This is a genomic window from Streptomyces sp. NPDC090445, from assembly GCF_044769385.1.
Taxonomy (GTDB): Bacteria; Actinomycetota; Actinomycetes; order Streptomycetales; family Streptomycetaceae; genus Streptomyces.
The window spans coordinates 208,137-234,384 of the sequence record NZ_JBIVXV010000001.1 but is presented as its reverse complement, the minus strand read 5'-3'; the positions used below and the strand labels follow the sequence as shown (position 1 = coordinate 234,384).

The following is a 26,248-nucleotide window of genomic DNA, read 5'->3' as shown; positions in this document are numbered from 1 at the left end:
ACGGGTCAGCGTAGGGCAGCGAGCCGGGCGGACAGGGCAGCGAGCCGGGCGGACAGGGCGGCGGCCGCGGGCGTGGGGGTACGGGGAGTGAGGAGCTCCGTACGGTGGACCAGGCGGGCGTCGGACAGGGGTACGGCCACCCCTGCCGCGGCGGCCTCGGCCACCCGGCGGGGCAGCAGGACCAGGCCGTGCCCGGCGGCGGCCAGGGCGCACAGGGCGTGCAGGTCGGTGCCGTCGTAGCGCAGGGCAGGGGCGGTGCGGACGGCGGCGGGCGGTGTGAGGCCGGCGTGCGGGGCGTCGAGCCAGCGGGCGTCGGCGAGGTCGTCCAGGCGGAGGGCGGCCCGGCCGGCGAAGGGATGGCCGGCGGGAAGGAGGACGGCGAGCTGCTCCTCGCCGATGCCGGTGACGGTCAGCGGGGCCACGTCGGGCAGGCGGAGCGGGTCGCTGGCGGCGGCGAGGCCGTCGGCGAGCCCGAGGTCGCAGCCGCCGGTGGCGACGGCGGCCGGCACCTCGCCGGGCGGTACGACCCGCAGCTCGACCCCGGTGGCCGGCAGGGCGGCGAGCAGCCGCGGCCCGACGGCGAGCGGCGACGCGGCGAGGGTGACCCGTCCGGGCGGGGCCGCGGCCAGCCGGAGCACGTCGGCGCGGGCGGCGTCGAGCCGCAGCAGCAGCGGTGCGGCGTGCTCCAGCAGGCGCTGCCCGGCGGGGGTGGGGGCGACGGGGCGGCGGGTGAGCAGCCCGGTGCGGAGATCGCCTTCCAGGGCGGCGATGTGCTGGGAGACGGCGGACTGGGTGTAGCCGAGCTCGCGGGCGGCGGCGGAGAACGAGGACAGCCGGGCCACGGTGACGAAGGTGCGCAGGAGGTGCGGATCCATGGCCATCAGCTTCGCTTATCGATCATGCAGGAACAATCGTTGGCGCTGAAGCGGGAGCCGCCCGCAGGATGATCGGCATGACCCACACGACCACCGACACCGACGCCGGGGCCGGCACCACCGGCACGCCGGCCACCACCGGCACCTCCGCCACCACCGGCACGGCCGCCACCACCGCCACCACCCCCGCCGGCACGCAGAACGGGCCGAGCGCCGCGCCCGTCGCCCGGATCGCCCTCGTCGGCGACCGCTCCCCGCACGTGACGTCCCACACCCGGATCCCGCTCCTCCTCGACGCCCTCGCGGCCCGCGACGGGCTGGTCCTGGACGCGTACTGGATCCCCACCGCCGACGCCGGGGCCGAGGCCGCCTCCGGGGCCCTGGCCCGCTTCGACGCGATCTGGCTGCTGCCCGGCAGCCCGTACGCCAGTGAGGCCGGGGCGCTGGCGGCGGTCGGCGTGGCCCGGGAGGAGGGCATTCCGTTCCTCGGGACCTGCGGCGGCTTCCAGCACGCCCTGCTGGAGTACGCCCGCGCGGCCTGCGGGCTGCCCGCCGTCGCGCACGCCGAGAACGACCCCGGCGCCGAGGACCTGCTGATCACCCCGCTGGCCTGTTCGCTCGTCGGCCACGAGGGCGTCGTACGGGTGGAGCCCGGCTCGCTCGCCGAGTCCGTGCTCGGCGCGGAGCGGACGACGGAGCGGTACCACTGCAACTACGGGCCCGAGCCGCGGCACCTGCCGGCGCTCACCGCCCACGGCCTTCGCCTGTCGGGGCACGACGAGGACGGACAGCCGCGGATCGCGGAGCTGCCGGGCCACCCGTTCTTCCTGGCCACGCTGTTCCAGCCGGAGCTGCACGGCGACGGGAGCCGCCCGCACCCGATCGTCAAGGCCCTCGCGGCCGCGGCCGTCGCACACGCCGCCGCCACGCCGACCGCGTAGCCAGCCGCCCGGCCGGCCGGGCACGGCCGCCTGACCGCGCCCGCCGCCGGATATCGCGTCGCAGGACCACCCGCCTGATCGGCTATGCTGTGCGTGCACATCGAACGGGCGGTCCGCCGCCCTTCGTGGTGGGTGTAGCTCAGTTGGTAGAGCACCTGGTTGTGGTCCAGGTGGCCGCGGGTTCGAGTCCCGTCACTCACCCTTCCGTCCCGTAGGGGCACGAGGTCTTCTCCTCGTGCCCCTACGGGCTTTCTCACTGCTCCCGGTCGGAGCGGAGGAAGTCCTCGACCGCTGTGACGAAGGCCACCGGCGTCTCGTGCGGCGGGTAGTGGCCGGCCCCGGGGAGCGGGAGGACCCGGCAGTTCGGGTACGTGACCTGCCAGGTGGCGTGCATCACATCGGGGCTGAGCGCGAGGTCGTACTCCCCCGCGAGGACCAGCACGGGGACGGTGCTGCCCTTCACCGCGGCGGACAGGTCCAGCGACTGCCAGCTCGACAGGTAGGCGGCGAAGGCCTCGGGGCGGGAGGCGGCGACGGAGTGCGCGACCATGCGGTCCAGCCAGTGGCGGCTCGCGCGGTGGCCGGTGACCAGGTCGAGGATGATCCGCCGGTTCTCCGGGCTGTCGGCGGCGCCGTGGAAGAGGGCGTGGGTGGCGTCGTCCATCGCGTACGGGCCCGCCGGGACCGGGTTGATGCCGATCAGCTTCTCGACCCGCTCGGGGGCGCGGGCCAGGACCTGCTGGATGGCCTTGCCGCCCATGGAGTGGCCGATGAGGGAGAAGGTGTCCCAGCCGAGCTCGTCGGCGAGGGCGAGGACGTCGTCGGCGATCTCGGCGAGGTGGTAGCGCCCGGGGACGTCCCGGCGGTCGCCGTAGCCGCGGTAGTCCGGGAAGGCGTACGAGAAGCCCTCCGGGTCGAAGTAGTCCAGCACGGAACCCCAGTTGGCGGAGGTGCCGAACCAGTCGTGCAGCACGATGGCGCGCAGCGGTCCGGTGCCGATCCTGCGGTGGGCGATGGCCATGCGTTCTCCCTCTGTGGCGGAGGTGGCGTTAACCGACGCCGTACGTTCTGCCCAGCCCGCCTACCATCACACCGTGACTCCCCTTCCGCCCCGCAAGCCCCTGGTCGAGGGGCACTTCTCGCGGCCCGACGGCGCCCGGCACCCCCACCACCCGAGCAGCTACGAGGTCACCGATCCGGCGGAGATCGCCGAGGTGGAGGCCCTGCCGTCGGCGATCGGACCCGACCCGCACGGCGGCGCCTTCGAGTGCATGTGCAGCGAGGCGGCCGGCGCGCGGCCCGTCACCCCGGAGCTGCTCCGGCTCCTCGACCCGCTCTCCCCCACCGGCATCCCCGCCCGCCACCGCGCCCGTTGGGTCGCGGAGGCCCCGCCGGAGCTGCGCGCGTACGCGGCCGCCTGGGCCGACGGCGGCGAGCCGGGCCCCGAAACGGTCCCGGGCGTGCCCCTGGCGGTGGTGTTCGCCTGGATGGGCGCCGTACGGGAGGAGCCCCGCGATGCCGCGCGGCTGCTGGCCGTACGGGCACCCGAGCGGATCCTCGCCGCGGCGCGCACCGGGGACCTGGCCTGGGCGGTGCGGGAGACCGGCCGCGCCGGACTCGACGCGGCCGTGGCGTTCTTCGCGGGCGAGTACTTCACCACCCGCCACCCCAAGCACCGCCGGGTCCCCGACACCGCACGCGATCTGCTGCTCGGCCACGCCCGCCGCCACCGCCCGGCCGACCTCCCGGTCCTGGAACGGCGCCTGCTGCGCCTGCCGGAGGACCGGATCAGACGCCCCTGAAACGACGGCCCTGGAGACCATGGGCCCGCGGGGTCAGGTTCCGTGCTTCAGCGGGGCAGCAAGTTCGGCGGTGTGACGAGTCGAGCCCGTTCGTACAGTTCCCGCGCTGTGCGATTCTTCAGATACGGGCGAATGCGGCTGTGCAGGGCGGCGATACTCCGGTCGCACTGGCCGGACTGGACGAGTGGGTATATCTCCAAGACCCGCCCCCACGTTTCGCAGGCCACCTCCAGGTGTCCGACCTCCAGTTGCCGTTCGGCCAGCATGGACAGATAGCGAATGCTCGTCCGCCTGAACGTGCCGGGGCGCAGCCGGTCCGACTCTTTGAGCGACTCGATGGAGCCCGCCACGTCGCCCAGTTCGTAACGGACCTGTCCCACGTGATACGCCAGCGAGGAAGGGTTGTAGGACCCGAACGTCTTGTACTGTGACTCGGCTTCTTCCATGGAGACTTCGGCTTCCTTCATGCGCTGCAGGGCCATACGCCTATTGCCCCCTTGTGCCGCCGCATGCGCCTGCTGTCCGGTGAGGAACGCACGCATTCTGGGACCGGCATGCGGGGAAGCGGCAGCGGCAGCGTCGGCGAGCCTCAAAGCTTCGGTACCGTGCCCCAGGTCCACCGCCTGGACACTCATTCCCCGAAGAGTGGTGCAGTACGTGAGGTGATCCTCGGATGCCCCGGCAAGTTCAAGCGCCTTCAGATAATAGCGCTGCGCCATTCCGTGTACGCCCTCGTCGACGGCCATGTACCCCGTGAGATACGAGAGGTCGGACGCGGCAGCCATCATGGCTTTGCGGACATGGTCCGGAGCGTCGGCGCGCAGATAGGGGGCAACGGTGTTGACGAGATAGGCGGCAGCCATCGGACGCGCCGTCCGTCCGCCGAACTGGTCGTCAATGTCAGAGAGACGTTCCGTCATGGCGATAACCGATTGAACGTCGGACATCCCGAAGCGCCGGGTCCCGCCTTTTTGGACCGCCTCCATTCGACCGACCAACTCAGGCCAATTGGGCACGGTGAGGGCAACGGCGAACAGTCCTACTCCGAGCACGCTCCGGCGCGAAGGGTCCATGTCTTGCCTCCCCAGGTCCAGCAACCCTTCAACCGTACCGGGGAGCGGGCCGGACTCTTCAGCGGGAGGTGTCGGGAAACCCGCCTCGCTGTTCGTGATGGGGCGGCCCAACTTCCTGGCCAGCGCCTCCAGGATCAGCGGGCGCACGTCGTCTTTGGGCATGTGCCCCTTAAGCCACTGGTGTACCGATGGTTCGCGGTACTTGAGGGGTGTTCCTCGCCCGGTTCCCAGCTTGTTGATTTCTTGGGAGAACTGACGGAGCGTCCAGCCCGTTTCGCGGTACAGCCGCTCAAGTCCTCGGTTTGGCTCTCGACTGGTCACCGGCCGTCCACCCCCCGCTTAAAGGTCTTCAGTCCTCGCGCTGTTGCAACGGTACCTCTGCCGGTAGTCGTGCGGTTGCCTTGAGTGAGCACGCCGGACGGCCGGAGTTGCCGAGACAGACGAAGGGGACAGCGAGGATGACCAGGACGACCGCGGACACGGACGCACGCAGGGACGAGTACATGACGTTCGCGCCGACCGGGGAGACGTGCCCCGAGTGCACCAAGCCGATCGGAGCCCTTGAGCCCTGCCGACGGGGAACCTTGGAACGCCAGTCCGGCCCGCCCACTGTCGTCTACCGGCACCGCGAGTGCGCCAAGAAGTACCGGCGGACCGCGTGACCCCCTGCGAGGCTTCGCGGACCGCCCGCGCGCCTGTTGGCGATCCCTGAACGGGTGACCCACGCAGACCTCACGGAGGACCCTGAGGGCCCGCGCGCGCTCTACCCCGAGAGGGCCGAGGGGTGAGGCGGTTGCTGCGCACCCTCGTGGTGGTCCTCGCGACCGTCGCGTGGACTGCAACTGTCGCTGTGATCGCGGCCCGAGGTCGGGCCGCTTGGGTTCCCGCCCCCCGGTTCCGGACGCCGACACGCACGACGGGGGGGGCGGGTGCACGACGGCGCGGGGACCGCTTCCCCGTTACGTCCTCCGAGAGGAGTACCCGATGTCCGCTGAACTGCCCGGTTTCGAGTTCGTCAAGACGGCCGCGTGCCGTGATCCGAAGGTGAACAACTGCCCCGAGGTCGCGACCAACGTCCCCGGCGTCGTCGCCTTGCGCGACAGCGGCCGACCGGACATGGTCGTCACGTACACGTCCGCCGAGTGGGCCGACCTGACGGCCGCCGTCAAGGCCGGAGAGTACGACCTGAGCATGTGAGAGTAGGTCCCGTGGCGAAGTGCCCCCGCTGTGACGCCGAGTGCCCCACCGACCCTGAGAACGGGTTGCCGTGGTGCGCGCGGTGCGGGGAGTTCTTCGGCCTCTCGCTGCCTGCCTGCCGGGGCATGTGGTGGTGGCGCAGCGCTGCCACTCGTCTCCCGGTCCGGCGGCGCGAGCACTGAGCGGAACCACTCCGCAACAGCCCCGTCCGTGAGCCCTCCCCGGACGCACGGACGGGGCTTCCTGCTGGTCAGGCCGGTCCCGTGTCCTACCACAGGAGTCTTCAACCGCCCAAGGAACGGTTCTCCTGCATCAGAACGACGACGTGCTCGGTGTCCTGGATGGTGGTGCCCTGCGTGAAGACCCATGCGGGCGAGGGGGGAACCGGGACCGGGAGGTGACGGGGAGCCGAGGGGCGCCCCGAGGGGAGCGGGCCCGGGGTGCGGGTCGGAGAGCAGCCCGTGACACCCCGCGGTGCGGCGGGAGGACGCAAAGCACTCCCGGTGGCCGCCCGGATCTGCTGGAATGACTTCCGGACACACGGCACGGGGGGCACGGGGGCATGACGGGGACGGGTACGGGGGCCGGCTTCGGGCATGCCCTCGGGCTGTCGCGGGCGCTCACCGGCCTGCCGGTCGCTCCGCTGGTGGAGCGGTACGGGGAACTCCTCGCCGCGCAACAGGACCTGGGTATCGGCCACTTGGGCGAGTTACTGGTCCCGCCCGGCGGACGGCTGCGCGTCTTGGACGGGATCTTCGCCGTCGAAGGGCCGGGGCGGCGGCGCCATGTGGGCGCGGCGGTGCTGCGGGGGGCGGTGGCGGCCCGCGCCGGAGCCGGGGCCGCGGCGCTCGTCGAGCGGCTCGCCGGGATACAGGAGCGGGATCCCGCCGCGCTGCGCCGGATCCTGCTCTACCAGCTGGTGCAGCTGCTGCACGACCACCCCCGCGGGAACCGGCCCGAGACGGCCGCCGCCCTCGGGATCGACCCCGCCGAGGCGGCCGCCCTGGCACAGGCCGCGGCCGGGCGGGCCCGGCTGGACGCGGCGGGACGGGCCGCCGCCGAGAGCCTGGAGGACGCCTGGTCACAGGGCCGGATCCGGGCCGCCGCGCTCTGCGTGGCCGCGCTCCCGCCGGCGGGCGGGGACCGGCTGCTGGCGGACCGGCTCGCCCGGATCGCCGCACGGGTCCGCGACGCGGACGCGCTGCTGGACGAGGCCCGGGACTGCGAGGACCGCGGGGACCGGGAGGAGGCCGCGGCCCGCTACGGCCGGGCCGCACGCCTGGCCTGGGACTGCCCGCGCGCCGTACGCGGCCTGGTCCGCACCCACACCCCGGCCCACGGCCGCCTGACGGCCACCCTCAAGCCGGCGGGGGTCGAGCTCCGGCACCTCCCGTCCGACGACGAAACGGCCGGGCCTGCCGAAGCTGCCGTTCCGACTCACGCCGAAACGGCTGCGGCCGGTACCACCGGACCGGCGGCCGGCGAACCTGCCGGAACTTCCGGGCCGGCCGGGGCCGCCGGGCCGGTCGGGGCGGCCTGGCGGATCGTCAGGCTGGTCCGTGGCGAACCGCTCACCGTTCCGCTGACGGAGATCCCGGGAGATCCGGCGACCGGCCCGGTCACCGACCCCGAAGCCCCCCTGGGCCGCCAGGTCCGGTATGTGGCCCTCCCCCGCGACACGCCACCGCCGGACCCCGGCCTTGCCGCCCGCGCCTCCGGGACCGGGGCCGACGGCACCACCGCATCCGGAGGCGCGTTTCCGTCCTCGGGCGCGGCCGACGCGCATTCCGCCGCCGGAGCAGGCCGCGGGACACCGGTCCATGGCCACGCCCCCGCCACACCCGGCAGTGCGGCCCGGAGTGCCGCTGCGGCTGCGGGCCCGGTCAGCGGGCACGGCTCCCCCGCGACCGGCCCGGAGACGCCTGCCCGCGGCGACGGCGGTGCAGCCGGAGACGTGGGGCCGCTGGTCAGTGCGGTGGTGCTGATTGCGCCGGAGGTGGAGGGGCTGGTGCTCGCCGACGGGCGCGCCCGGGTCGAGGCCTCCTGGTTGCGCCCCGCCGGGGCGGTCGGGGTCGAGGTGACCGTGACCGGGCCCGACGGCCGGATCGTGCCGCACGGGTCCGTCATGCCCGGCTTCACCGCGGCCGGGAGCGCCACCGCCGGACATCCGGCCTCCGGGAACGCGTCATCGGGGGCGGCCGACAGCCTCGGTCCGGGAGTCGCGAACCGGGCTGTCGCATACGGCCCCGAGCCCGGGCGCGGGACGGCCGGCGCCGGGGCCGGCGCGTACGCAGCCGACGGCGTCGGCGAGGGCGTACGGGTCGGCGGAGTGGCCGTGGGGCGGTATGCCGTGCGGGTTCGGGCGCGGTACGCGGGGCCGCGCGGGGACGTGCTGTCGCTCGGGGTCGAGGGGGAGGCCACCGTGCATGCGTGGCCGGAGCCCGTGGTGGGCCTGGGGGCGCGGGCGCGGGACGGCGGCGGGCTGCGGCTGCACTGGACGGGGGGTGCGGGGGCCGACGTACGGATCGTGCAGTGGCCCGGCGACGCGCCCGCCGAGGGGGCCGAGCTGGCGGCCGACGGGCTGCCGCCGGCGCTGCCCTGGGTGGACGCGGCCGGGGTCGCGGACCCGCCGCCCGGGACGCTGGCCACCGTCAGCGCCGTGGCCGTGCTCGGGGCGCGCGCCCTGGCCGGGCCGAGTACCGCCGTCGAGGCGCCGCGGCCGGTGGCCGGGCTCACCGCCCACCGGACCGCCCCCGGCCGGGCCCGCATCGCCTTCGACTGGCCGGACGACGCGGGCCGGGTCGTCGTCGCCATCACGCCCGAAGCCGGCGACGGCAGCGGTGAGGCCGTCGAGCACCCCGTCGTGCGGGCCGTGTTCCTGCGCGAGGGGCTGGAGCTGCCGGTCGGGCCGGGTGCCGTCCGGATCACCGCGTACGCGGCCCCCCGCAGTTCCCTCGCGACGGTGGCCGCCCCGGGTGACGCCGGGCAGGTGCTGCTGCCCGCCGACGTCGCCATCGCCTACCGGGTGCTGCCCGGGCAGCGGCGGAGGCTGCGCCGCGGTCCCTCCGTGCTCCGCGTCACGCTGCTCGCGCCCGGCGGCGACCCGGGTGTCGGCCTGCCCGACTTCGTCCTCGTCGCGGGCGCGGGCGGCGGCACGGCCCGCCCCCGCCGGCCCGCCGACGGGGCCGAGCTGTGCCGCGTGACCGGCAGCGAGCTCGCCGCCGCCGGGACCGTGGAGCGCGAGATCACCCCCCACCCGCCCGCCGCCGGCCCGTATGCCGTGCGCGGTTTCCTCCTCGGCGGCCGTGCCGCCTCCGTCCGGCTCGACGAGCCCTCCCTCACCTCCCTGGTGGTCCGCTGACATGACCTCCGTCGTCTGCCCCTACTGCTTCGACCGCTCCTCCGCCGCCCGGCTGCCCTTCCGCTGCCAGATGTCCGCGACCGGGGTCCGCGGGGGCAAACCCTGCACCGCCGAACTCGACACCGTGTGGGCCGAGTTCATGGGCCCGAGCGTGCCGCCCGCACTCACCCTGCGCGGCCCGGTCTTCCCCGGGCCGCGCGGCCTCGCCGGCCGCCTCGGCAGCGGCGGCGCCTCCCGCGCGGACTGCCCCCGCTGCGGGGTGTCCACCCCGGTCCGGGTCTGCCTGCGCTGCCACAGCGACTTCCCCAGCGACTACTGCGACCAGGACACCCGGATCATCGCCCTGCTCGGCCCGAAGGCGTCCGGGAAGAGCACGTACGTCTCCGTGCTGATCAACGAGCTCCGCAACCGGGTCGGCCGGGCGTACGGCGCGTCGATCACCGCGATGGGCGGCGAGACCCAGCGCCGCGACCGGGAGATGGCCGAGGACCTGTACGACCGGCTGCGGCTGCCCGGGGCGACCAGACCGGCGGCGCTCGGCTTCAACGATCCGCTGCTGTACCGGCTGAGCCTGCCGCTGCGCCGCCGGCTGCTCGGCGACGGCAGCCGGCACACCGCGCTCGTGTTCTTCGACGCGGCCGGCGAGGACCTCGGCAGCGCGGAGGCCATGGACCGCTACACCCACTACCTGGCCGCGGCCGACGGGATCATCCTGCTGGTGGACCCGCTGCAGATGCGGGCCGTACGGGACCAGCTGCCCGTGGACGGCGGGCTGCCCCTGCCGACCGTGGAGACCCCGCCGCAGCAGATCGCGGCCGACCTCGCGGCGCAGCTGCGCGCCCACGGCCGGGGCAGCAGCCGGGGCCGGGTCACCACCCCGGTGGCGGTCGCCGTGACCAAGACGGACTCCCTGTTCTCGCTGGTGGGCCCGCATTCCCCGGTGCGGCGCAACGCCGACCACTCGGGCGGCGTGCTCCACGACGAGGACCGGCTGGCCGTGCACGAGGAGATGCGGGCCCTGCTCGACAGCTGGGACTCGGGGGCGCTGTTCCGGCAGCTGGAGCGGGACTTCGCGCAGCTGTCGCTGTTCGGGATCTCGGCGCTGGGCTCCCCGCCGCCCGCGGAGTCCCCGTCCGACGCCCCGAAGTCGGGTCCGCAGCCGCTGCGCGTGGAGGACCCGCTGCTGTGGCTGCTGGGGCTGGGCGGGCTGCTGCGGCGGACCCCGGCCGGCAGTGCGGCCGCGGGCGGCAGCAGCCGGCGTACCGCATCGGGAGGAGCGGCGTGAGCCTCGCGCAACTGCACTACACCTCGGCGCCGCCCGGCCCGGACGGCTCGGGCTTCCGGTTCACCGCGGTCAGCCCAGGCGTGCCCGTGTCGCTGCTGCGGGAGGCCGAGCAGCTGATCGGGTACGAGCCGCCCCGGGACGCGCCGCCGCGCCCCGGCCCGGAGCAACTGCCGGATTTCCCGCAGGCGTTGAGTCTGAACGTGCTCGGCGACGGCAGCCGGCTGCTGGCCCGCTCCGTGTACACGGGCGCGGACTACAGCGGCCGCTGGGGCAACTTCCACGCGCACGCCGTGCACCTGCCGCAGCCCGCCGGGCCGGACCGGCCGGCCGAGGGGCCGCTGCCGATCACCTCGTGGGGGTCCCCGCAGTGGGCCGACGAGAGCCCCCCGCCCGGGGCGCCCCTGCCGCCCCTGGCGTCGGTGCCCGTGCCGGGGCCGCTGGACCGGGAGGCGCTGGCGGCGTTCGTGGGCGCCCGGGGGCCGTGGCTGGCGGGGTTCTTCGCGGACGTGCGCCGGCTCGGCGAGGATCCCGCGGCCCCGCAGATCGTCGTGGTGGAGCCGGACAGCGAGGCCGCGGCCCGCTGGATCATGCTGGCGTGCAGTGTGCTGCCGCACCAGCGGGGCCAGTGGCTGACCTTCACCACGTACACGCGGCGGCCGCAGCTCGCCCGGCAGCAGATCATCGGCGTGCTGCCGGACGACGGGACGGGCCTGGCCGGGCAGGAGCACCGCTACCGGGTGTACGACGCCGCCCGGGCGGCGGCTCCCGCGCCCGCCGCCGACGCGTGGGCGCAGACCGCCGCGCGGATCTGGCGGGCGGGGCGGCAGGAGCTGTTCGCGGAGGTGCGGCGGCTGTCCGCCGAGCCGTACGCGGCCGGGCCGCTGGCCGCGCTCGCCCTGGCGGCCGGCGTCCCGCTGGACCCGGCGGGCCGGGCGGCGGCAGCCGACTGGGCGGCCGGGCACCGCGAGGCGCTGGACGGCGGACGGCTGGACGGCGGACGGCTGCACGCGCTGGCCGCGGCCCTGGGCCGCCCGGCGGACGGAAGCGGGTACGCGGGCGAGGCGGCCGGGGAGGCTGCGGCCACGGCGGCTGCTGCGGACGCGGAGGCCACGGCGGACGCGGAGGCCGCGGAGGCCGCCGCGTGCGGGCGGCTGCTGGCGGCCCTGGCCGGGTGGGCCCCGGTGGCGGTGACCGAGCCGCTCGCGGCGGCGGCCCTGGCCCGGGCGGTGCGCTCCGGCGGCGCCGTCCCGCCGGCCGGGCTGCTGGGCGAGGCGGCCCGGCTGCGGCTCGGCGCGGAGCTGGGGCCGGAGCTGCGGGCGGCGCTGACGGACCCGCAGCGCCGGCCGGCGGACCGGGTGGGCCTGCTGCGGGCCGGCGCCGAGCTCGGGATCGACAGCGGCGACGTACTGCCGGAGGTGGCCCGGCATCTGGCGCGGGCCCTGATCGCCGACCCGGAGGGGACGTACGGGGAGCCGGTGCGGGCCGCGCTGGACGGGATGCCCGGGCTGCGGGCCCTGGTCCTGGACCGGCTGGACGGGCTCGCGGCGGGCGATCCGGCCGCGGCGGCCCGGGTGTTCGCCCGGACCCCGCTGCGGCTGGCGGTGGCCGACGCCCTGCCGCACCTGCGGATGTGCGCGCGGGGGCCGGAGCCGGGCGGGGACCGGGTGCGGGCGCTGACCGGCCTGGTGCAGGCGGCCGGTGTCCCGCTGGAGGCGGAGCCGCTGGTGCTGCGGACCGCGATGCGGCTGGTGTGGCCCGACGGGGCGCCGGGCGCGCGCGAGGCCTGGCTGCTCCTCACGTCGACGGGCCCCGGGCCCCACCGGGAGGCCGGCACCTGGGAGCTGCTCGCACGGGCGGCGGTGGACGCCCCGGCCGAGGACCGGGCGGCGGAGGAGCTGGCCCCGGAGCTGCTGCGGCACTTCGCGGCCGAACTCCCGGCCGCACTGCGGCCGTCGCTGCTGATGCTGGAGCTGGCCCGGAACCTGCGCGCGGGCGCGGCGGGGCCGGGCTGGGTGCGGCAGGCCCTGGACCTGGGGACGCTGAACCCGTCGGCCGCCGCCCGGGACCACGCCTACGGGGCGGTGGCGGCGCGGCTGCTGACGGCCGAGGACCGGCCCGACAGCGAGCTGCGGGCCCTGATCGAGAGCAACGACGCGGCGCTGCTGGCCGCGTACCGGCAGGCCGCACGCGACCCGCGGGTCGTGGACCGGCTCCGCTTCGACCCCGGCTACGCGGCCGAGTGCTTCGCGACCTGGTCCTCCCAGCCGCAGGCGGGCCCGGTGTGGCAGGAGGCCCGCACGGACCTCCTGGACGGGGTGATGCGGCCGGTCGTACGGGGCCTGCCGCCGGACGGGCTCGCGGACCTGGAGGAGGCGCTGGGCCGGCTCGGCGGGCGCTGGGCACAGGAGTTCCGCGGCTGGCAGCGGCCGGGCGCCTTCGGGCGGCTGCGGGACCGCTTCACCGGGGCGGGCCGGGGGACGCGGCGCGCCGCGAAGGGCGGCGGCCGGGGCGGCGCTCCCGCCGATCCGCCGCCCCGCGGCGGGGGCGGCGGGCCCATCGTCCCCGGCAGCCCGGCCGGCCCGCCCGGCCCGGCCGACCCGCCCGGCCCGCCCCACGCCGCCGGCACGGACGGCCGCCGGGGCGGCGGCCGGGGCATCGACGGGAAGGACGGGCAGCTGCCGTGACCCCCGAACTCGGCCTGCAGATCGTCCTGTACGCCACCGGGGCCATCGGGGTGGCGGTGTGCGCAGGCTACGGGCTGTGGCGGTTCCTGGCCCTGGCGCTGCAGGCCGCCGCGTCCGCGTTCGGCCCCCGCGTCCCCGGCACCCCGGACCCGCGGATCGCCGCCCCGCCCCCCGGGGCGGAGCCGACGAAAACGGCCTACTGGGCCCTGCAGATGTGGGTCGACACGGCGGGGGCCGGGAAGGCCGCCGTCGAGCTGGTGTGGTACCTGCTGACCCGGCACTGGCTGGACGAGGTCGTCCGCAACCGGCTGCTCCACGGCTGCAGCGGCTACACCGGGGAGGAGGCCGAGCACTGGATCGCCCGCCTGGTGCTGCGGCTGATCGCGCCCGGGATGGCGCTGGCCGCGGTGCTGTCGGCGCTGCTGGCGTGGGTGCTGCTGGCCGGGATCGCGGTCGCGTTCGCCGCGCAGCTGGTGCTGGTGACGGCGGTCGTGCTGGCCGGGGTGCTGGCCGGGCGGGGCGCGGACCGGCTGTGGAAGCTGGTCCGCGGCATCCGCATGAAGTGCCCGTACCCGGGCTGCTACCGGCCGTTCCCGCTGGCCGTGTACGTGTGCCCGGACTGCCGTGCGGCCCACCGCGAGCTGCGGGCCGGCCGGTACGGGGTGGTGCGGCACGTCTGCCGCTGCGGGCGGGCGCTGCCCACGACCGCGGCGGCCGGGCGGAGCAGGCTCGCCGCGCGCTGCCCGCACTGCGACCGGGAGCTGCCGAAGGCCGTCGGCACGACGCGGGTCGTGCACCTGCCGCTGGTCGGCGGCACCTCCGCCGGCAAGACGATGCTGCTGGCGGCCGTGCTGGACGGGCTGGGGGCCTGGACGCGCACGTCCGGGCTGACCGTCGAATACGCCTCCCCCGCCGACCGGAACGAGGCCACCGCCCTCGGCCGCCAGGTGGACACCGCGGGCTGGGCGCTGAAGACCCAGGGCGGGCAGCCGCGGGCACTGATGCTGCTGGTCGGGAAGGGCCGCGGGCGGCTGCTGCGGCGGCAGCGGCTGCTGTACGTGTACGACCCGATGGGCGAGTCCCTGCGGGACGCGGACACCACCCGCCGCCAGCAGTACCTGGCGCACGCCGACGGGGTGCTGCTGGTCGCGGACGTGCTGGCCTCGCCCGTGGTACGCCGCTCCCTGCGCGCGGGCGACGGGCCGCTGGCGGTGTCCGCCCGGCCCGCCGACCTGGGCCCGGTGGAGATGTACGAGGGCTTCACCGGCGAGCTGCAGGGCCTGGGCGGCCGGCGGCGGCGCCTGGGCGTGGCGGCGGTCGTGACCAAGCGGGACGTGCTGGACCGGCTGGACTCGCTGCCCCGGCCCGGGGACGGGCCGGTGGACGCCTGGCTGGAGGAGATCGGACTGGGCGACCTGGTGCGGTCGCTGGGCCACGACTTCGCCGCGGCCCGCTTCTGGGCGGTCAGCGCCCGCGCCGCCACCGGGGCGGGGGCCCTGGAGTCGGAGCAGCTGCGGGCGGCCGAACCGGTGCTGTGGCTGCTGGCCCGGACGGGGCTGCGGATCCGCGGCGCGGCCGGCAGCCCGGGCGGCCCGCCCCGCGGGGGACGGCCGCCGGGGCTGAAGCAGCTGGCGCGGCTGCCCCGGCCGCGTGGTTCCGCCGACCGCGGCACACCGAATCGATCAAGCCTGTGACGAGGGCGGGGGCGACTGGCTAGGGTCGCGGGAAGGAGCAACACCCCATGGTGACACCGCAGATCGTGCGGGGGCGGCGGCTGATGCTGACCCTGCTCGTGGTGGCGGTCGCGATGACGGCCGCCGCCGGGCTGGCGGCGCTGGTGCACTACGTACCCCAATGGCTTGGGGAGTTGAAGGAGATCAGCAGTGAGTGACATCCCCGGCGGGCCGATGGCGAACCGGCCGGTCCACTTCATCTGGCTGCTCGACTGCTCGTACTCGATGCAGGGCGAGAAGATCGGCCAGCTCAACTACGCGATCAGAGAGGCCGTTCCGGAGATGCGCTCGGTCGCGCAGGACAATCCGGCGGCCCAGCTGCTGCTGCGGACGATGACGTTCTCCACGACCGCGCGCTGGCACCACCAGGACCCGGTGCCGGTGGAGACCTTCACCTGGCAGGACGTCCAGGTCGACGGCATGACCAATCTGGGCGACGCCCTGCACCTGGTGGCGCGGGAGCTGGACACCCCGCCGATGCCGCAGCGCGCGCTCAAGCCGGTCCTCGCCCTCGTCTCCGACGGGGTGCCGACGGACGACTGGAAGGCGGGTCTGCGGGCGGTGGACGCGACCCCGTGGGGGCGCAAGGCCGTACGGGTGGCCATCGCGATCGGCGCGGACGCGGACCGCACCGTGCTGCAGGAGTTCCTCGGCAATCCGGAGCTCCAGCCGCTCGACGCGAACAGCCCCAAGCAGCTCGCGGCGGCGATCCGCTGGGCGTCGACGGCCGCGGTCAAGGCGGCCTCCCAGCCGGTGGCGGGCGCCGGGGACGGCATGGTCAAGCAGCCGCCGTACGCCCCGCCCGTGCTCGACGACGACGATGACGACGTGTGGTGAGCGGCCCCGTGTCACCCGAGCCGCCGTCCGAGCCGCCCTCCGAGCCGCCGTCCGTGCCGCCACCCGTCCCGCCGGGAGCGCTGCGGGAGACGTGGTGGGAGACCCTGTGGGAGACGCTCCGCCAGAGCGTGCAGGGCGTCAACAAGACCCGCAACCAGGACTACTGCGACGCCCTGGGACTCGGGACCGACGAGGAGCCGCTGATCCTGGCCGTGGCCGACGGCCACGGGTCGGCGGTGCACGCCCGCAGCCACCTGGGGTCCCGGTTCGCGGTGGACCTGTTCGTCGAGCAGGCCCGGCAGTTCGGGGCCCTCGCCCGGCCGCGCGGCGACGAGCGGCCGCCCAGCCTGGCCTGGCTGATGCACTACGCCGAGCACACCTTCCCGCGCCAGCTGGTCAGCGCCTGGCGGGAGCGGGTCCTCGGCAACTGGGCGCGGACCAGCTCCCACGAGGAGCCGGGCCTGACCGACGAGGGCAAGCTGCTGCTGTACGGCAGCACCCTCGTCGGCGCCGTGCTCACGCCCCGCGTCTTCGCGGCCTGGCAGCTCGGCGACGGCGAGCTGACCGTCGTGGGGGACGACGGGCGGGTGAGCGTGCCGCTGGCGCCCGCGGAGGCCGACCTGGGCGACGAGACGGAGTCGCTGTGCACCCCGGAGGCGTGGCTGCGCGTACGGACCCACTGGGCGCCGGTCACGGACCCTTCCCGGACGCCCCGGCTGGTCGCGGTCTCCACCGACGGGCTGTCCAAGAGCTTCGCCTCGGACCGCGGCTTCCTGCAGTTCATGGCCGGGCTGGACGACCGGCTGGCGGCGGAGGGCGCGGCCGCCGTCCGGACCGTGCTGCCCGAGTGGCTGGGCAGGGCCTCGCAGCACTCGGGCGACGACACCACGCTGGTCGCCGCCTGGAACACGGCCGCGGCGGTGCCGGCGCTGCCCACGCCGCCGGCACCCGAGGCAGCCGAGGCTGCTGCTGCGGCGACCGAGGCGGCTGTGGCAGCCGGGGCGGCCGTGGCACCCGACGGCACCGCGGAACGTGCCACAGGAGGAGTGGCGGACTCCGGCCCCGACACAACGACAGAAGACCCGCACGGGAGTGGAACATGAGCGGCATGCTCGACAGCGGTACCCGGCTGACGACCGACAGCGGCACGGCCGTGGACGTCTTCAACCTGCTCGGCGCCGGCGGCCAGGGGGAGGTCTACCGGGTCCGGACCCCGGCCGGGGACCAGGCTCTCAAGTGGTACTACCCGGCGTGCGCGACGCCCGCGCAGGAGGCCATCGTCCGCCAGCTGGTGGGCCGCGGCTTCGACGACGACCGCTTCCTGTGGCCGCTGGACTTCGTGGCCGACGGGCGCGGCGGCTTCGGGTACCTGATGGACATCCGGCCGGACCGGTTCAAGGGCCTGCCCCTGCTGTTCCGGCGGCAGCTGCGCACCTCGACGCGGGCCCTGCTGAAGGCCTGCCTGTACACGGTGGAGGCGTACCAGGCGCTGCACTCGAAGGGGATCGCGTACCGGGACATCTCCTGGGGCAACATCTTCTTCGACCCGGCCACCGGCGACGTGCTGGTCTGCGACAACGACAACGCGGTGGTGGAGGGCGACAGCACCGGCATCTCGGGGACCATGGAGTTCATGGCGCCCGAACTGGTGCGCGGCGACCCGGGGGCCACCCCCGGCACGCAGACCGACCTGCACTCCCTGTCGGTGCTGCTGTTCATGCTGCTGATGAACCACCACCCGCTCAAGGGGCGGCGGGAGCTGGCGATCCACTGCCTGGACGAGGCCGCCGAGCGCAAGCTGTACGGGAGGCAGCCGCTGTTCGTCTTCGACCCGCAGGACACGTCCAACGCCCCCGACCCGGGCGAGCAGCAGACGGTGCTGGCCACCTGGGCGGCGGCGCCGGCCTCGCTGCGGGACCTGTTCACGCAGAACTTCACCACGGGCCTGCACCACCCTGCCTCCCGGATCCGGGAAGGCCAGTGGCGGGACACCCTGCGGGCCGTGTACGACGCGGTGGTGGAGTGCGCGCACTGCGGGCGGCAGAACATGACCGAGCCGCGCTCATCCACGCCGGGGGCCTGCTGGGGCTGCCGGAACACGCTGGTGCTGCCGCCCCGGCTGGTGCTCACCACTCCCCCGCCGCGCACCGAGCACCACATCCTGCTGCACCGGTCCTCGCGGGTGCAGGCGCACCACCTGGCCCCCGAGCCGGCCCGGCACGACTACGGCGACACGACCCTCGTCGCCCAGCTCACCGAACACCCGCAGAAGCCGGGCCGGTTCGGCCTCGCCAACCGGTCGGCCGGCACATGGACCGGCACCCGGGCGGACGGCACCACCCAGCGCATCGACCCGGGCCAGACGGTCCCGCTCCGCTCGGGCCTGGAACTCGACTTCGGCGGCGCCCGCGCCGTCGTCCGCGCCCGGTAGCCGACCCCGGGTCAGCTGCCGGTGAGGAGGCGGCTGATCTCCTGGGCGAGGGTGAAGCCGCTGCTGCCCGCGCCCAGGCCCAGGGTGATGGTCTCCAGGGAGCGGCGGATCAGGCCCGGTTCGGCGGGGCGGCGCTCCTGTACGGCGCGGTCCAGTTCGCCGCGCAGGACCTCCGCCGCCTCGACGCGGGCCGGGGCGGCGCCCTCGTCGCGGAGCCACTGGGCGAGCTGGGTCGCCAGCCGGAGGGTCCGCTCGGCGGCGTCCTGCTGCCCGACGTTGATGACGCCGTTGTCCCCGAAGTTGGCGGGGCCGTTGATGTTGCCGTTGAAGGTGTAGTTGCCGCCCATGCGGTTCTCCTCGCGCTGCGGATGTCGGGGGCTGCGGACGTCTCGGGGCTGCGGACGTCAGGGGCTGCGGATGTCGGGGCTCAGGGGTGCGACGGGCCCTGGCCGCCCGGGCCCGGCCCGGGGCCGTTGATGACGCCGCCCTGGCCGTAGTTGCCCGGGCCGTGGATGTCGCCCTGGAAGTTGTAGGTGTGGGTGTTGATGACCTGCTGCGCCTGGTCGTAGGAGCTGGTGTCGACGTTGTGGTCCTTCAGGAACCGCTCGGTCGCTATCAGCACGCCCTGCTGGAGGCGCTGCAGGAAGTCCTGCGAGTCGGTGCGCTCGGAGAAGCCCAGCTGCTTCCAGTCGGAGACCCGCTCGCGGATGCTGTCGGCGGCCCCGTAGTCGTACAGCAGGTGCCGCTTGTCGATCTCGCGGCGCCACTTCTCCAGGGTGCGGGCCCGCCGGCGCCGCTCCGACGACCGGCGCCAGACCCGTCCGGGGGCGCCCAGCAGCAGGGACAGGGTGGCGCCGGTCGCGTACGAGACCAGGCTCCACCAGCGTTCGAACCCGTCCACCGGCAGCTGGTTCACCCGGTCGAAGCGGGCCTGCAGCGGGGGTATCCCGTACGCCGACACCTCCCAGGTGAGGCTCGGGTGCTGGAGGCGGGCCCGCAGGTGCATGGAGACGATGGCGCGGCCGCCCTCGCCGGCGCGCTCCAGGCTGAGGTAGGTGCGCATGCCGGCGCCGGACTGGACCAGGCCCGCCTGGACGAGCTGCTTGGGGATCTGGGAGCGGGGCATGCCCAGCCGGTCCGGGAGGAGTTCGGTGACGTACGGGACGTGGTTGCCGATCACGTACAGCCGGTTGCGGGCGCGCAGGCCCTTGAGGCCGGCGATGTTCTCCATCTCGCGGGCGACGAAGGTGTGCAGGTCGATCGCGTCGAACGGCTTGACGGTGAGCTTGCCGCCGCCTGCCGGGTCGTCGGCGGGCCGGCTGACGTCGATGGGCTGCCACACCATCTCCTTCAGCTTCGAGCCGCTGCCGACGAAGGGGTTGGTGCGTTCGGCGCTCGCCGTGTACGGGACGACGTTGGCCTTCTTCTGCTCCAGGAGCCGCTGTTCCGCCTCGGGTTCGACCGGCGGGGCGAGGCCGGCGGCCCGGTCGGAGCCGTGCTCGACGGCGAGCGCCGCCCCGCGGGCCTCGCTCTCGGTGCGGTGGACGAGCCACCAGGCGCTCCCGTAGCCGAGGACGATCGCCAGTCCGGCCGCGTAGCCGAGCCCCGCCGGGCCGGCGGCCGCCGCGTACAGCAGGGCGGGCACGGCCGCCCAGACGCAGACGGCGCAGATCCAGGCCAGGACCCGGTCCCGGACGTCGATCCGGCGGACCGCGGCGCGGGCGTGCCGGGCGAGGGCGATCAGGTCGATGCCGAGGGTGAGGCCGATGGCGTTCAGCCGGTCCTCGGTGAGCTCGATGTCGACCTCGCGGGCGAAGTCCTCGTCGAGGTGGGCGCCCGCGCACAGGTGGCGGGTCACCGCGTCGGTCCGGTACTGCGCCAGCTGCGGTAACCGGCGTGTGGCCAACTGGCTCATGCGCGCCCTCCCGTGGTCGACCCCTCGGCCCTCGGACCCTCGGGCCCCGGTCCCTCGGACCTCGGCCCCTCGGCTCCTCTGCCCCTCGGTCCTCACCCTACGAAAACAGGCCGCGCCTGTCCCCCCGTTGGGCATGATCAGCGGGGCCGGGTACTCAGGCGGGACGGTGCGCACACGCGTGCGATCTGAGCATCCGTACTCAGGCCCGGGCCGCGGGCGCCTTGCCATCGTGAGGGCATGTTCCTTCAGTCGTACGGACCGCAGCCCCGCGCCGCCGGCATCACCGCCGTCGGCAGCGTGCTGCCCGAGGAGGTCCTGTCCTCGGAGTCCCTCCAGCAGGAGGTGGCGCGGCGCAGCGGCCTCGCGCTGCCGCCGAGGCTGCTCACGCAGGCCACCGGGATCCGCACCCGCCGGGTCGCCGGCCCCGGCGTGTACGCGTCGACGCTCGCCGTCGGCGCGGCCCGCCGGGCGATGGCCTCGGCAGGGCTCACCGGGCCCGACATCGACCTGCTGCTGTTCGCGTCCGCGTCCCGTGACATGGTCGAGCCGGCCACCGCGCACATCGTGCAGGCGGAGCTCGGGACCCGGGCCCACGCGCTCGACGTCACCAACGCCTGCAACAGCTTCGTCAACGGCATCGACCTCGCCCGGGCGATGATCCTGGCCGGGCGGGCCCGGCGGGCCCTCGTCGTCACCGGGGAGACCCCGAGCCGGGCCGTGCAGTACGCGCCGGGCAGCCTCGCCGAGCTGCGCGACGGCTTCGCCGGGTACACCTTCGGCGACGCGGGCGCGGCGGTGGTCGTGGAGGCCGTGGAGCGCGGCGGGATCCTCGACGTGGACACCGAGACGCACTCGGAGCACTGGGAGGTCGGGGGCATCCCGGGCGGCGGGTCGCGGCACCCGCGCGGGGACGCGTACACCTACTTCCGCGGTGACGGGCACGAACTGCGGGGCGTGTTCGAGAAGGTGGGCACGGCGGTCATCGACCGGACCCTGCACCGCACCGGCCTCGACTGGGACGGCGTCGCGAAGGTGCTGGTGCACCAGGTGACGGTGCCCTACCTGGAGCGGTTCGCGGAACTGACCGGGGTACCGGCCGACAAGCTGGTGGTGACGGTGCCCGAGCTCGGGAACATCGCGAGCGCGAGCATCGGGGTCCAGCTGGACCGGGTGTTCGCCGGACTCGCCCCGGGCGAGCGGGTGCTGTGCGTGGGGCTGGGCGGCGGCATCAGCATCATGACGATGGTCTGGGAGAAGTCGTGAGCGGCGGCGTGGGCGGTGACGTGGGCGGCGTCGTGGGCGGTGGCGTGGGCGTGGGGGGCGGGCACGCGCTGTGGGTGGTGCTGCCCGCCCACCAGGAGGAGGCCCGGCTGCCCGACACGCTCGCCGCGCTCGCCGCACAGCACGACCGGGACTTCACGCTGCTGGTCGTCGACAACGCCTCCACGGACCGGACCGGCGACATCGCCCGGGAGTTCGCGGCCGGCGCCCCCTTCCCCGTGCGGGTGCTGGACGAGCCGGAGAAGGGCGTCGGCTCCGCCGTGGACACCGGCTTCCGGTACGCCATCGGGCAGGGCGCGACCCTGCTGGCCCGCACGGACGCCGACTGCATCCCCCGGCCCGGCTGGGCGGGCGCCGCGCGGGCCGCGCTGACGGCCCGGCCGGGCCTGGTGTGCGGGCGGATCACCGCCCGGCGGGACGAGCACGGGCCGGTCGGCCGGGCCGGGTTCGCCGCGCTGGTCTCCCTCGCGGCGCTGTTCGGTCGGCTGCGGCCGGAGCACGTGCGGCGGGGCGAGTTCCGGGCCCCGTACCGCATGCACGCCGGGAACAACATGGCCGTCACCGCCGAGCTGTACCTGGCGGTCGGCGGCATGCCGCGGCGCCCGTCGCCCACCGACCGGCTCTTCCTGAACGCCGTACGCCGCCACACCGACCGCATCAGCCGCTGCCGGTCCATGGTCGTGGAGAACTCCACGCGCCGGCTGCGGGCGTACGGGATCCTCGGCACCGCCCGCTGGTACCTCGACCAGGGCAGCGGCCCTCACGGAACGGACGACCCCCGCTGATGCTCGACCGACTCGACCACGCGCTGCGCAGCCGCCCCGACCGGCCGGCCGTCCTGACCGCCACCCGTACGGGCGCGCCCCGCGTACGGGCCCGCTGCGGCGAACTCGCCGACCTGGCCGACGCGTACGCCGCCGCCCTGCACGCGCGGGGGCTGCGCCCCGGGGACACCGTCGGCGTCGCCGTCCGGCCCGGGCCGCGGGCCCTCGCCCTGCTGCTCGCCCTGTGGCGGCTCGGGCTGCGCGGCGCCGTCCTCGACCCCGGGGCCGGGCCCGACGTGCTGCGCGCCCGGCTGGCACTGGCCCGGCCCTCGCTGGTGGTGGCCGACGCCACCGCGCAGGCCGTCGCCGGATGGGCCCGGCCGCTGGCCCGCAGGGCCCGGCTCGCACTGCCCGACCTGGCCGCGCTCGGCGGGCCCGTGGCCACGGTCGGGCCGCGGCTGCCGGGGTGCGCCCCTGCGCTGGACCTGCGGGCGCCCCGGCCGACGGGCTCGGCGGGCCGCGGAGCCGCTGTGACGGGGGACGCCGACGCGGTGATCGTGTTCACCTCGGGGACCACCTCGAAGCCGCGGGCCGTGGTGCACACCCGGGCGAGCCTGGCCGCGGGGATGGAGACGGTGAGCACCCTGTTCGCGGGATCCGGAGTACCGACGGGTTCCGGAAGCCTCCGCCACGACGGCCACGACGGCTACGACGGCCATGACGGCCACGGCTGCCGGCCGGTGCTCGGGGGCACGTTCTTCGTACTCGTCCCCGCACTCACCCGCGGCGCCCCCGTCGCCCTCCCCGCCCGCTCCCCTCGGGTGCTGGCCCGGCAGCTGGACCGCCTGAAGCCGGCCGACACCTACCTGACACCCCCTCAACTACGCGACGCCCTGCGGGCGGACGCCCGGTTCCACGGCCGGGTGTGGACCGGCTCGGCCCCGGCCGGCGCCGAACTGCTGGGCCGGGTGAGGGCTGCGGGTGCGGCCGAGGCCTGGGGGGTGTACGCGCTGACCGAGCTCTTCCCGGCCGCCGCCGTGGAGGCCGCGGAGAAGGCCGCGTACGACGGCCCCGGCGACCTGGTGGGCGCCCCGCTGCCGGGGGTGGCGGCGAAGACGGACGAGGACGGGCAGCTCCTGCTGGCCGGGGCGGCCGCCCGGGACCGCTACCTCGGCGAGGAGCCCGACCCGTGGGTGCGGACGGGGGACCGCGCCCGGCTGGACGGGACGGGACGGATCGTGCTGGAGGGAAGGACGAAGGACATGGTGCTGCGCCGCGCCGAGAACATCTACCCGGGCCTGTACGAGCCCTCGCTGCACGTGCCGGGGGTGGAGCTGGCCGTACTCGTCGGCGTCCCGGCCGCCGGGACCGCGGAGGCGGCGGGCGACGAGCGGCTCGTCGCCGTCGTACAGCCGCGGCACGGGGCCGCCGTACCGGAACTGCGGGCCGCGCTCGCGGATCCGCTGCGGCGGATGGGCTCCGCCCGGCCCGACGCGGTGCTGTTCGCGGAAGTCCCACTGTCCGGGCGGTCCCGCAAACCCGACCGCGCGGCAGCCGCCGCCCTGGCCGCAGCCCGCCTCGGGGCCGCCCGATGAACACCCCCACCGCCCCGGGGCACCCGACCGCCCCGCCGCCCGACGGACGGCCCGCGCCTGCTGAGGTGCAGGCGCCGGCCGCCACGGCGCAATGCCCGGCAGCGGGCGCGGACGCGGCGGCCCACACATCGGAGGCGCCGCGCCCCGGCGCGGCCGACGGGCACGGGGCGGCGGCCCGGCCCGGCACCGTCGGCGGGGACGCTGCGGCGGCCCGGCGTGCCCGGCGTGCCCGGCGGCAGGACCGGCGGGTGTACCTGCGGAGCCACCCGCTGCTGTTCGGGCTGCTCGCGGCGACACGGCGCGGGCGCGGAGTGCGGCGGCTCGGGCGGACCCTGCTGGTCCATGACGCGGCCGCCTACCGGGAGGCCCTGACACGGCTCCCGCTCGACCGCACGGCCGCCGGCACCACGGGCGGCGCGGCGCGCGAGGCGCTGGCGGGGTCCGGCTCCCCCGGCGGCGGCGTCCTGTTCGACCAGGAGGGCAGCGGGCACCGGGCGGACCGGCGCTCCCTCGCCGACGGGCTCGGCGCGGCCGGGGTGGAGCAACTGCGGGCGCGGTGGCGGCCGCTGCTGGAGCGGCGGCTCGCGCCGCTCGCCGCGGGCGGCGAGGTGGACCTGGTGGCCCTGGCCCGCGAGCTGTCCGGGTCGGTGGTCTGCGAGCTCCTGGGCACGGACGCGGATCCGGCGACGCTGGCCCGCGCGGCCGCCGACGCGGCGGCCGCCTCGGTCCGCGACCACCTCCCGGGCCTGCCCCGCCCGGGCGCGGCAGCCACCGCCGCCCGCGCGGCCCGCACCCTCCAGGACCTGCTGGGCGGCAGCGGAACCCCGGGCGCGGAAGCACCGCCGGTGCAGGGCGCGCTGGCGGCGATGGTGGCGGTGGCTGCCGTCAACACCACCGTTGCCGCGCTGCCCCGGGCCGTGGCCTGGTGTGCCGAGGCCGGGCTGTGGGAGCAGGCCGCCGACCCGGCGCTGCTGCCCCGGCTGGCCGACGAGTTGCTGCGGGTGACCGCGGCTTCGCCGGTGCTGCCGCGGGTGGCCGCCGCGGACGGGAGCGTCGGCGGCTGCCCGGTCCGCGGGGGCGACCGGCTGCTGCTGGTCGCCCGGCATGCCGCCGCGGCGCACCGGCGCGACCCCGACGCCCTCGATCCGGCCGCGCCGGCCGACGCCCACCTGGTGTTCGGCGCCGGCCCGCACGCCTGCCCCGGTGCCCGGCTGGCCCGGGCCCAGCTGGCCGACGTCCTGGCGGCGCTGGCCCCGTACCGGCCGCGGGTCGTCCGGGCCCGGGTGGACCGGCGGGCGGCCCTGCCCGGCTGGCGGGTCCTCAAGGTGAAGGCGGCGGGCGCATGACCCGGATCGCGGTGACGGGGGCGAGCGGCTTCTGCGGCGGGCACGTGGCCCGGGCGGCCGCCGCCCGCGGGGCGGAGGTGGTGTGCGTGGGCCGCAGGCCCGGCCCCGTCGGGGAGCACCGGTTCTGGGACGCCGCCCGCGACCTGCCGGACCTCGCCGGGGCGGACGTCGTCGTGCACTGCGCGGCGGCGGTCGGCGACCCGGCGCCCGGGTCGCCCGCGGAGGCGGAGATGCACGCGGTCAACGTCGGCGGCACCGAGCGGCTGCTGCGGGCCGCCGCCGACAGCGGCGGCAGGCCGGTGGTGTGGATCAGCAGCGCGAGCGTGTACGACCCGCGCCCGGACCGCAGCCTGGTCGGCGAGGACCATCCGCGCACCGGCCAGCTGAACGCGTACGGGCGGACCAAGGCGGAGGGCGAGGCGCTCGCCCTCGCCGCGGGGGCGGTGGTGCTCCGGCCGCGGGCCGTCTACGGGCCGGGGGACACGACGCTGCTGCCCCGCATCGTGTCCCGGGTGCGGGCGGGAACGCTGTTCCTCCCGGGCCCGGACGTCCTGCTCAGCCTGACGGCGGTGGAGAACCTGGCCGACGCGGCCCTCGCGGCCGCCGGCTGGGCGCCCGGCGCGTACAACGTGGCCGACGCGGAACCTTACGCGCGCGATGCGACCGTACGCCGGGTGCTGCACGCCCACGGCATCACGGCCCGCATCCGACACCTCCCGCCGGGCCTGGCCCGTACGGCCGCCCGCGCGGCGGAGGCCCTGGCCCGCGGCGGCGAACCGCTCCTGAGCCGCTACGCGGTGGACCAACTGGCCCACTCCGTCGTCCTGGACCTGACCCGCGCCCACTCCCAGGCCTGGACCCCGCACCACACCCTGGACGACTACCTGAAAACCCTCCACACCCCCAGCCCGCGAACTCCCAGCCCGCGCAGCGTTTGAGCGCACTCCCAGCCCGCGCAGCGTTTGAGCGCACTCCCAGCCCGCGCAGCGTTTGAGCGCACTCCCAGCCCGCGCGGCGTTTGAGCGCACCGGGGTCCGGGGTGGAGCCCCGGTTTCGGGAAGGGGCGGGTAGGGGAACAGCTCCGCGCGCGGCCATCCCGGCCATCCCGGCCATCCCAGCCACCCCGGC

General features: G+C 76.1%; 22 protein-coding genes and 1 tRNA gene. 18 read left to right on the top strand and 5 right to left on the bottom strand.

Translation table 11 applies throughout. The features are described from left to right. Positions 1-5 precede the first annotated feature (5 nt). Positions 6-875 carry a LysR family transcriptional regulator gene (locus tag ACIQUT_RS01070; protein WP_403557898.1) on the bottom strand — a complete coding sequence of 290 codons (870 nt, stop codon included), beginning with the start codon at positions 873-875 and terminating at the stop codon, positions 6-8. Between the two features lie 77 nt (positions 876-952). Between ACIQUT_RS01070 and ACIQUT_RS01065 the strand changes: the two genes are divergently transcribed. Both ACIQUT_RS01065 and ACIQUT_RS01060 read left to right on the top strand, forming a co-directional pair. Next, positions 953-1,816: a hypothetical protein gene (locus ACIQUT_RS01065; RefSeq protein ID WP_403557896.1), complete on the top strand. Its 864-nt coding sequence runs from the start codon at positions 953-955 to the stop codon at positions 1,814-1,816. Positions 1,817-1,944: 128 nt separating this feature from the next. Continuing rightward, positions 1,945-2,017: transfer RNA gene (locus ACIQUT_RS01060), tRNA-His, on the top strand. A 52-nt stretch (positions 2,018-2,069) separates the two neighbouring features. Here ACIQUT_RS01060 and ACIQUT_RS01055 read toward each other — a convergent pair. Next, a complete protein-coding gene (locus ACIQUT_RS01055; RefSeq protein ID WP_403557894.1) occupies positions 2,070-2,837 on the bottom strand; it encodes an alpha/beta fold hydrolase in 768 nt (255 codons plus the stop codon). 73 nt (positions 2,838-2,910) lie between these two features. On the opposite strand from ACIQUT_RS01055, the gene ACIQUT_RS01050 reads away from it, so the two are divergent. Next, the gene (locus tag ACIQUT_RS01050) at positions 2,911-3,618 is read left to right on the top strand and encodes a hypothetical protein (protein WP_403557892.1); all 708 of its coding nucleotides are present in this window, start codon (positions 2,911-2,913) and stop codon (positions 3,616-3,618) included. 47 nt (positions 3,619-3,665) lie between these two features. Here the strand turns inward: ACIQUT_RS01050 and ACIQUT_RS01045 are convergent, their stop codons facing one another. Beyond that, a complete protein-coding gene (locus tag ACIQUT_RS01045; RefSeq protein ID WP_403557890.1) occupies positions 3,666-5,012 on the bottom strand; it encodes a tol-pal system YbgF family protein in 1,347 nt (448 codons plus the stop codon). Between the two features lie 137 nt (positions 5,013-5,149). Here ACIQUT_RS01045 and ACIQUT_RS01040 point away from each other — a divergent pair, with 137 nt between their 5' ends. From ACIQUT_RS01040 to ACIQUT_RS00995, 10 genes are all read left to right on the top strand, one after another. After that, positions 5,150-5,353, top strand: coding sequence for a hypothetical protein (locus ACIQUT_RS01040; RefSeq protein WP_403557888.1), 204 nt, complete (start codon positions 5,150-5,152; stop codon positions 5,351-5,353). Between the two features lie 322 nt (positions 5,354-5,675). Beyond that, positions 5,676-5,888, top strand: a complete 213-nt coding sequence (locus ACIQUT_RS01035; protein ID WP_403557886.1) for a DUF397 domain-containing protein — start codon at positions 5,676-5,678, stop codon at positions 5,886-5,888. A gap of 562 nt (positions 5,889-6,450) precedes the next feature. Continuing rightward, positions 6,451-9,249, top strand: a complete 2,799-nt coding sequence (locus tag ACIQUT_RS01030) for a hypothetical protein (protein ID WP_403557884.1) — start codon at positions 6,451-6,453, stop codon at positions 9,247-9,249. 1 nt (position 9,250) lies between these two features. After that, on the top strand, positions 9,251-10,534 hold the full coding sequence (locus ACIQUT_RS01025) for a hypothetical protein (RefSeq protein ID WP_403557882.1): 1,284 nt from the start codon (positions 9,251-9,253) through the stop codon (positions 10,532-10,534). Then, on the top strand, positions 10,531-13,218 hold the full coding sequence (locus ACIQUT_RS01020; protein WP_403557880.1) for a GTPase-associated protein 1-related protein: 2,688 nt from the start codon (positions 10,531-10,533) through the stop codon (positions 13,216-13,218). Before ACIQUT_RS01025 ends, ACIQUT_RS01020 begins: the two co-directional genes overlap by 4 nt. Then, the gene (locus ACIQUT_RS01015; RefSeq protein WP_403557878.1) at positions 13,215-14,912 is read left to right on the top strand and encodes a hypothetical protein; all 1,698 of its coding nucleotides are present in this window, start codon (positions 13,215-13,217) and stop codon (positions 14,910-14,912) included. The genes ACIQUT_RS01020 and ACIQUT_RS01015 overlap by 4 nt, the downstream gene beginning before the upstream one ends. A gap of 47 nt (positions 14,913-14,959) precedes the next feature. After that, a complete protein-coding gene (locus ACIQUT_RS01010) occupies positions 14,960-15,109 on the top strand; it encodes a hypothetical protein (RefSeq protein WP_403557876.1) in 150 nt (49 codons plus the stop codon). 16 nt (positions 15,110-15,125) lie between these two features. Then, positions 15,126-15,788 carry a tellurium resistance protein gene (locus tag ACIQUT_RS01005; protein WP_403559243.1) on the top strand — a complete coding sequence of 221 codons (663 nt, stop codon included), beginning with the start codon at positions 15,126-15,128 and terminating at the stop codon, positions 15,786-15,788. 8 nt (positions 15,789-15,796) lie between these two features. Further along, a complete protein-coding gene (locus tag ACIQUT_RS01000; protein ID WP_403557875.1) occupies positions 15,797-16,891 on the top strand; it encodes a PP2C family serine/threonine-protein phosphatase in 1,095 nt (364 codons plus the stop codon). Continuing rightward, positions 16,888-18,219: a protein kinase gene (locus ACIQUT_RS00995; protein WP_403557873.1), complete on the top strand. Its 1,332-nt coding sequence runs from the start codon at positions 16,888-16,890 to the stop codon at positions 18,217-18,219. Before ACIQUT_RS01000 ends, ACIQUT_RS00995 begins: the two co-directional genes overlap by 4 nt. Positions 18,220-18,230: 11 nt before the next feature. Here the strand turns inward: ACIQUT_RS00995 and ACIQUT_RS00990 are convergent, their stop codons facing one another. Further along, entirely contained in the window at positions 18,231-18,566 is a 336-nt protein-coding gene (locus tag ACIQUT_RS00990) for a hypothetical protein (RefSeq protein WP_403557871.1), read from the bottom strand. A gap of 80 nt (positions 18,567-18,646) precedes the next feature. Further along, entirely contained in the window at positions 18,647-20,134 is a 1,488-nt protein-coding gene (locus ACIQUT_RS00985; protein ID WP_403557869.1) for a hypothetical protein, read from the bottom strand. 237 nt (positions 20,135-20,371) lie between these two features. Here ACIQUT_RS00985 and ACIQUT_RS00980 point away from each other — a divergent pair, with 237 nt between their 5' ends. Genes ACIQUT_RS00980 through ACIQUT_RS00960 form a run of 5 tightly spaced genes read left to right on the top strand, consistent with a single transcriptional unit; the run spans position 20,372 to position 26,058 of the window. Continuing rightward, complete coding sequence (locus tag ACIQUT_RS00980) at positions 20,372-21,397, top strand: 3-oxoacyl-ACP synthase III family protein (protein ID WP_403557867.1); 1,026 nt, start codon at positions 20,372-20,374, stop codon at positions 21,395-21,397. Next, positions 21,394-22,200 (top strand): glycosyltransferase, encoded by an 807-nt coding sequence (locus tag ACIQUT_RS00975; protein WP_403557865.1) that lies wholly within the window; start codon positions 21,394-21,396, stop codon positions 22,198-22,200. The genes ACIQUT_RS00980 and ACIQUT_RS00975 overlap by 4 nt, the downstream gene beginning before the upstream one ends. Then, positions 22,200-23,774, top strand: a complete 1,575-nt coding sequence (locus ACIQUT_RS00970; RefSeq protein WP_403557863.1) for an AMP-binding protein — start codon at positions 22,200-22,202, stop codon at positions 23,772-23,774. Before ACIQUT_RS00975 ends, ACIQUT_RS00970 begins: the two co-directional genes overlap by 1 nt. After that, complete coding sequence (locus ACIQUT_RS00965) at positions 23,771-25,120, top strand: cytochrome P450 (RefSeq protein WP_403557861.1); 1,350 nt, start codon at positions 23,771-23,773, stop codon at positions 25,118-25,120. The genes ACIQUT_RS00970 and ACIQUT_RS00965 overlap by 4 nt, the downstream gene beginning before the upstream one ends. Further along, complete coding sequence (locus tag ACIQUT_RS00960; RefSeq protein ID WP_403557859.1) at positions 25,117-26,058, top strand: NAD-dependent epimerase/dehydratase family protein; 942 nt, start codon at positions 25,117-25,119, stop codon at positions 26,056-26,058. Before ACIQUT_RS00965 ends, ACIQUT_RS00960 begins: the two co-directional genes overlap by 4 nt. Positions 26,059-26,248: the final 190 nt, after the last annotated feature.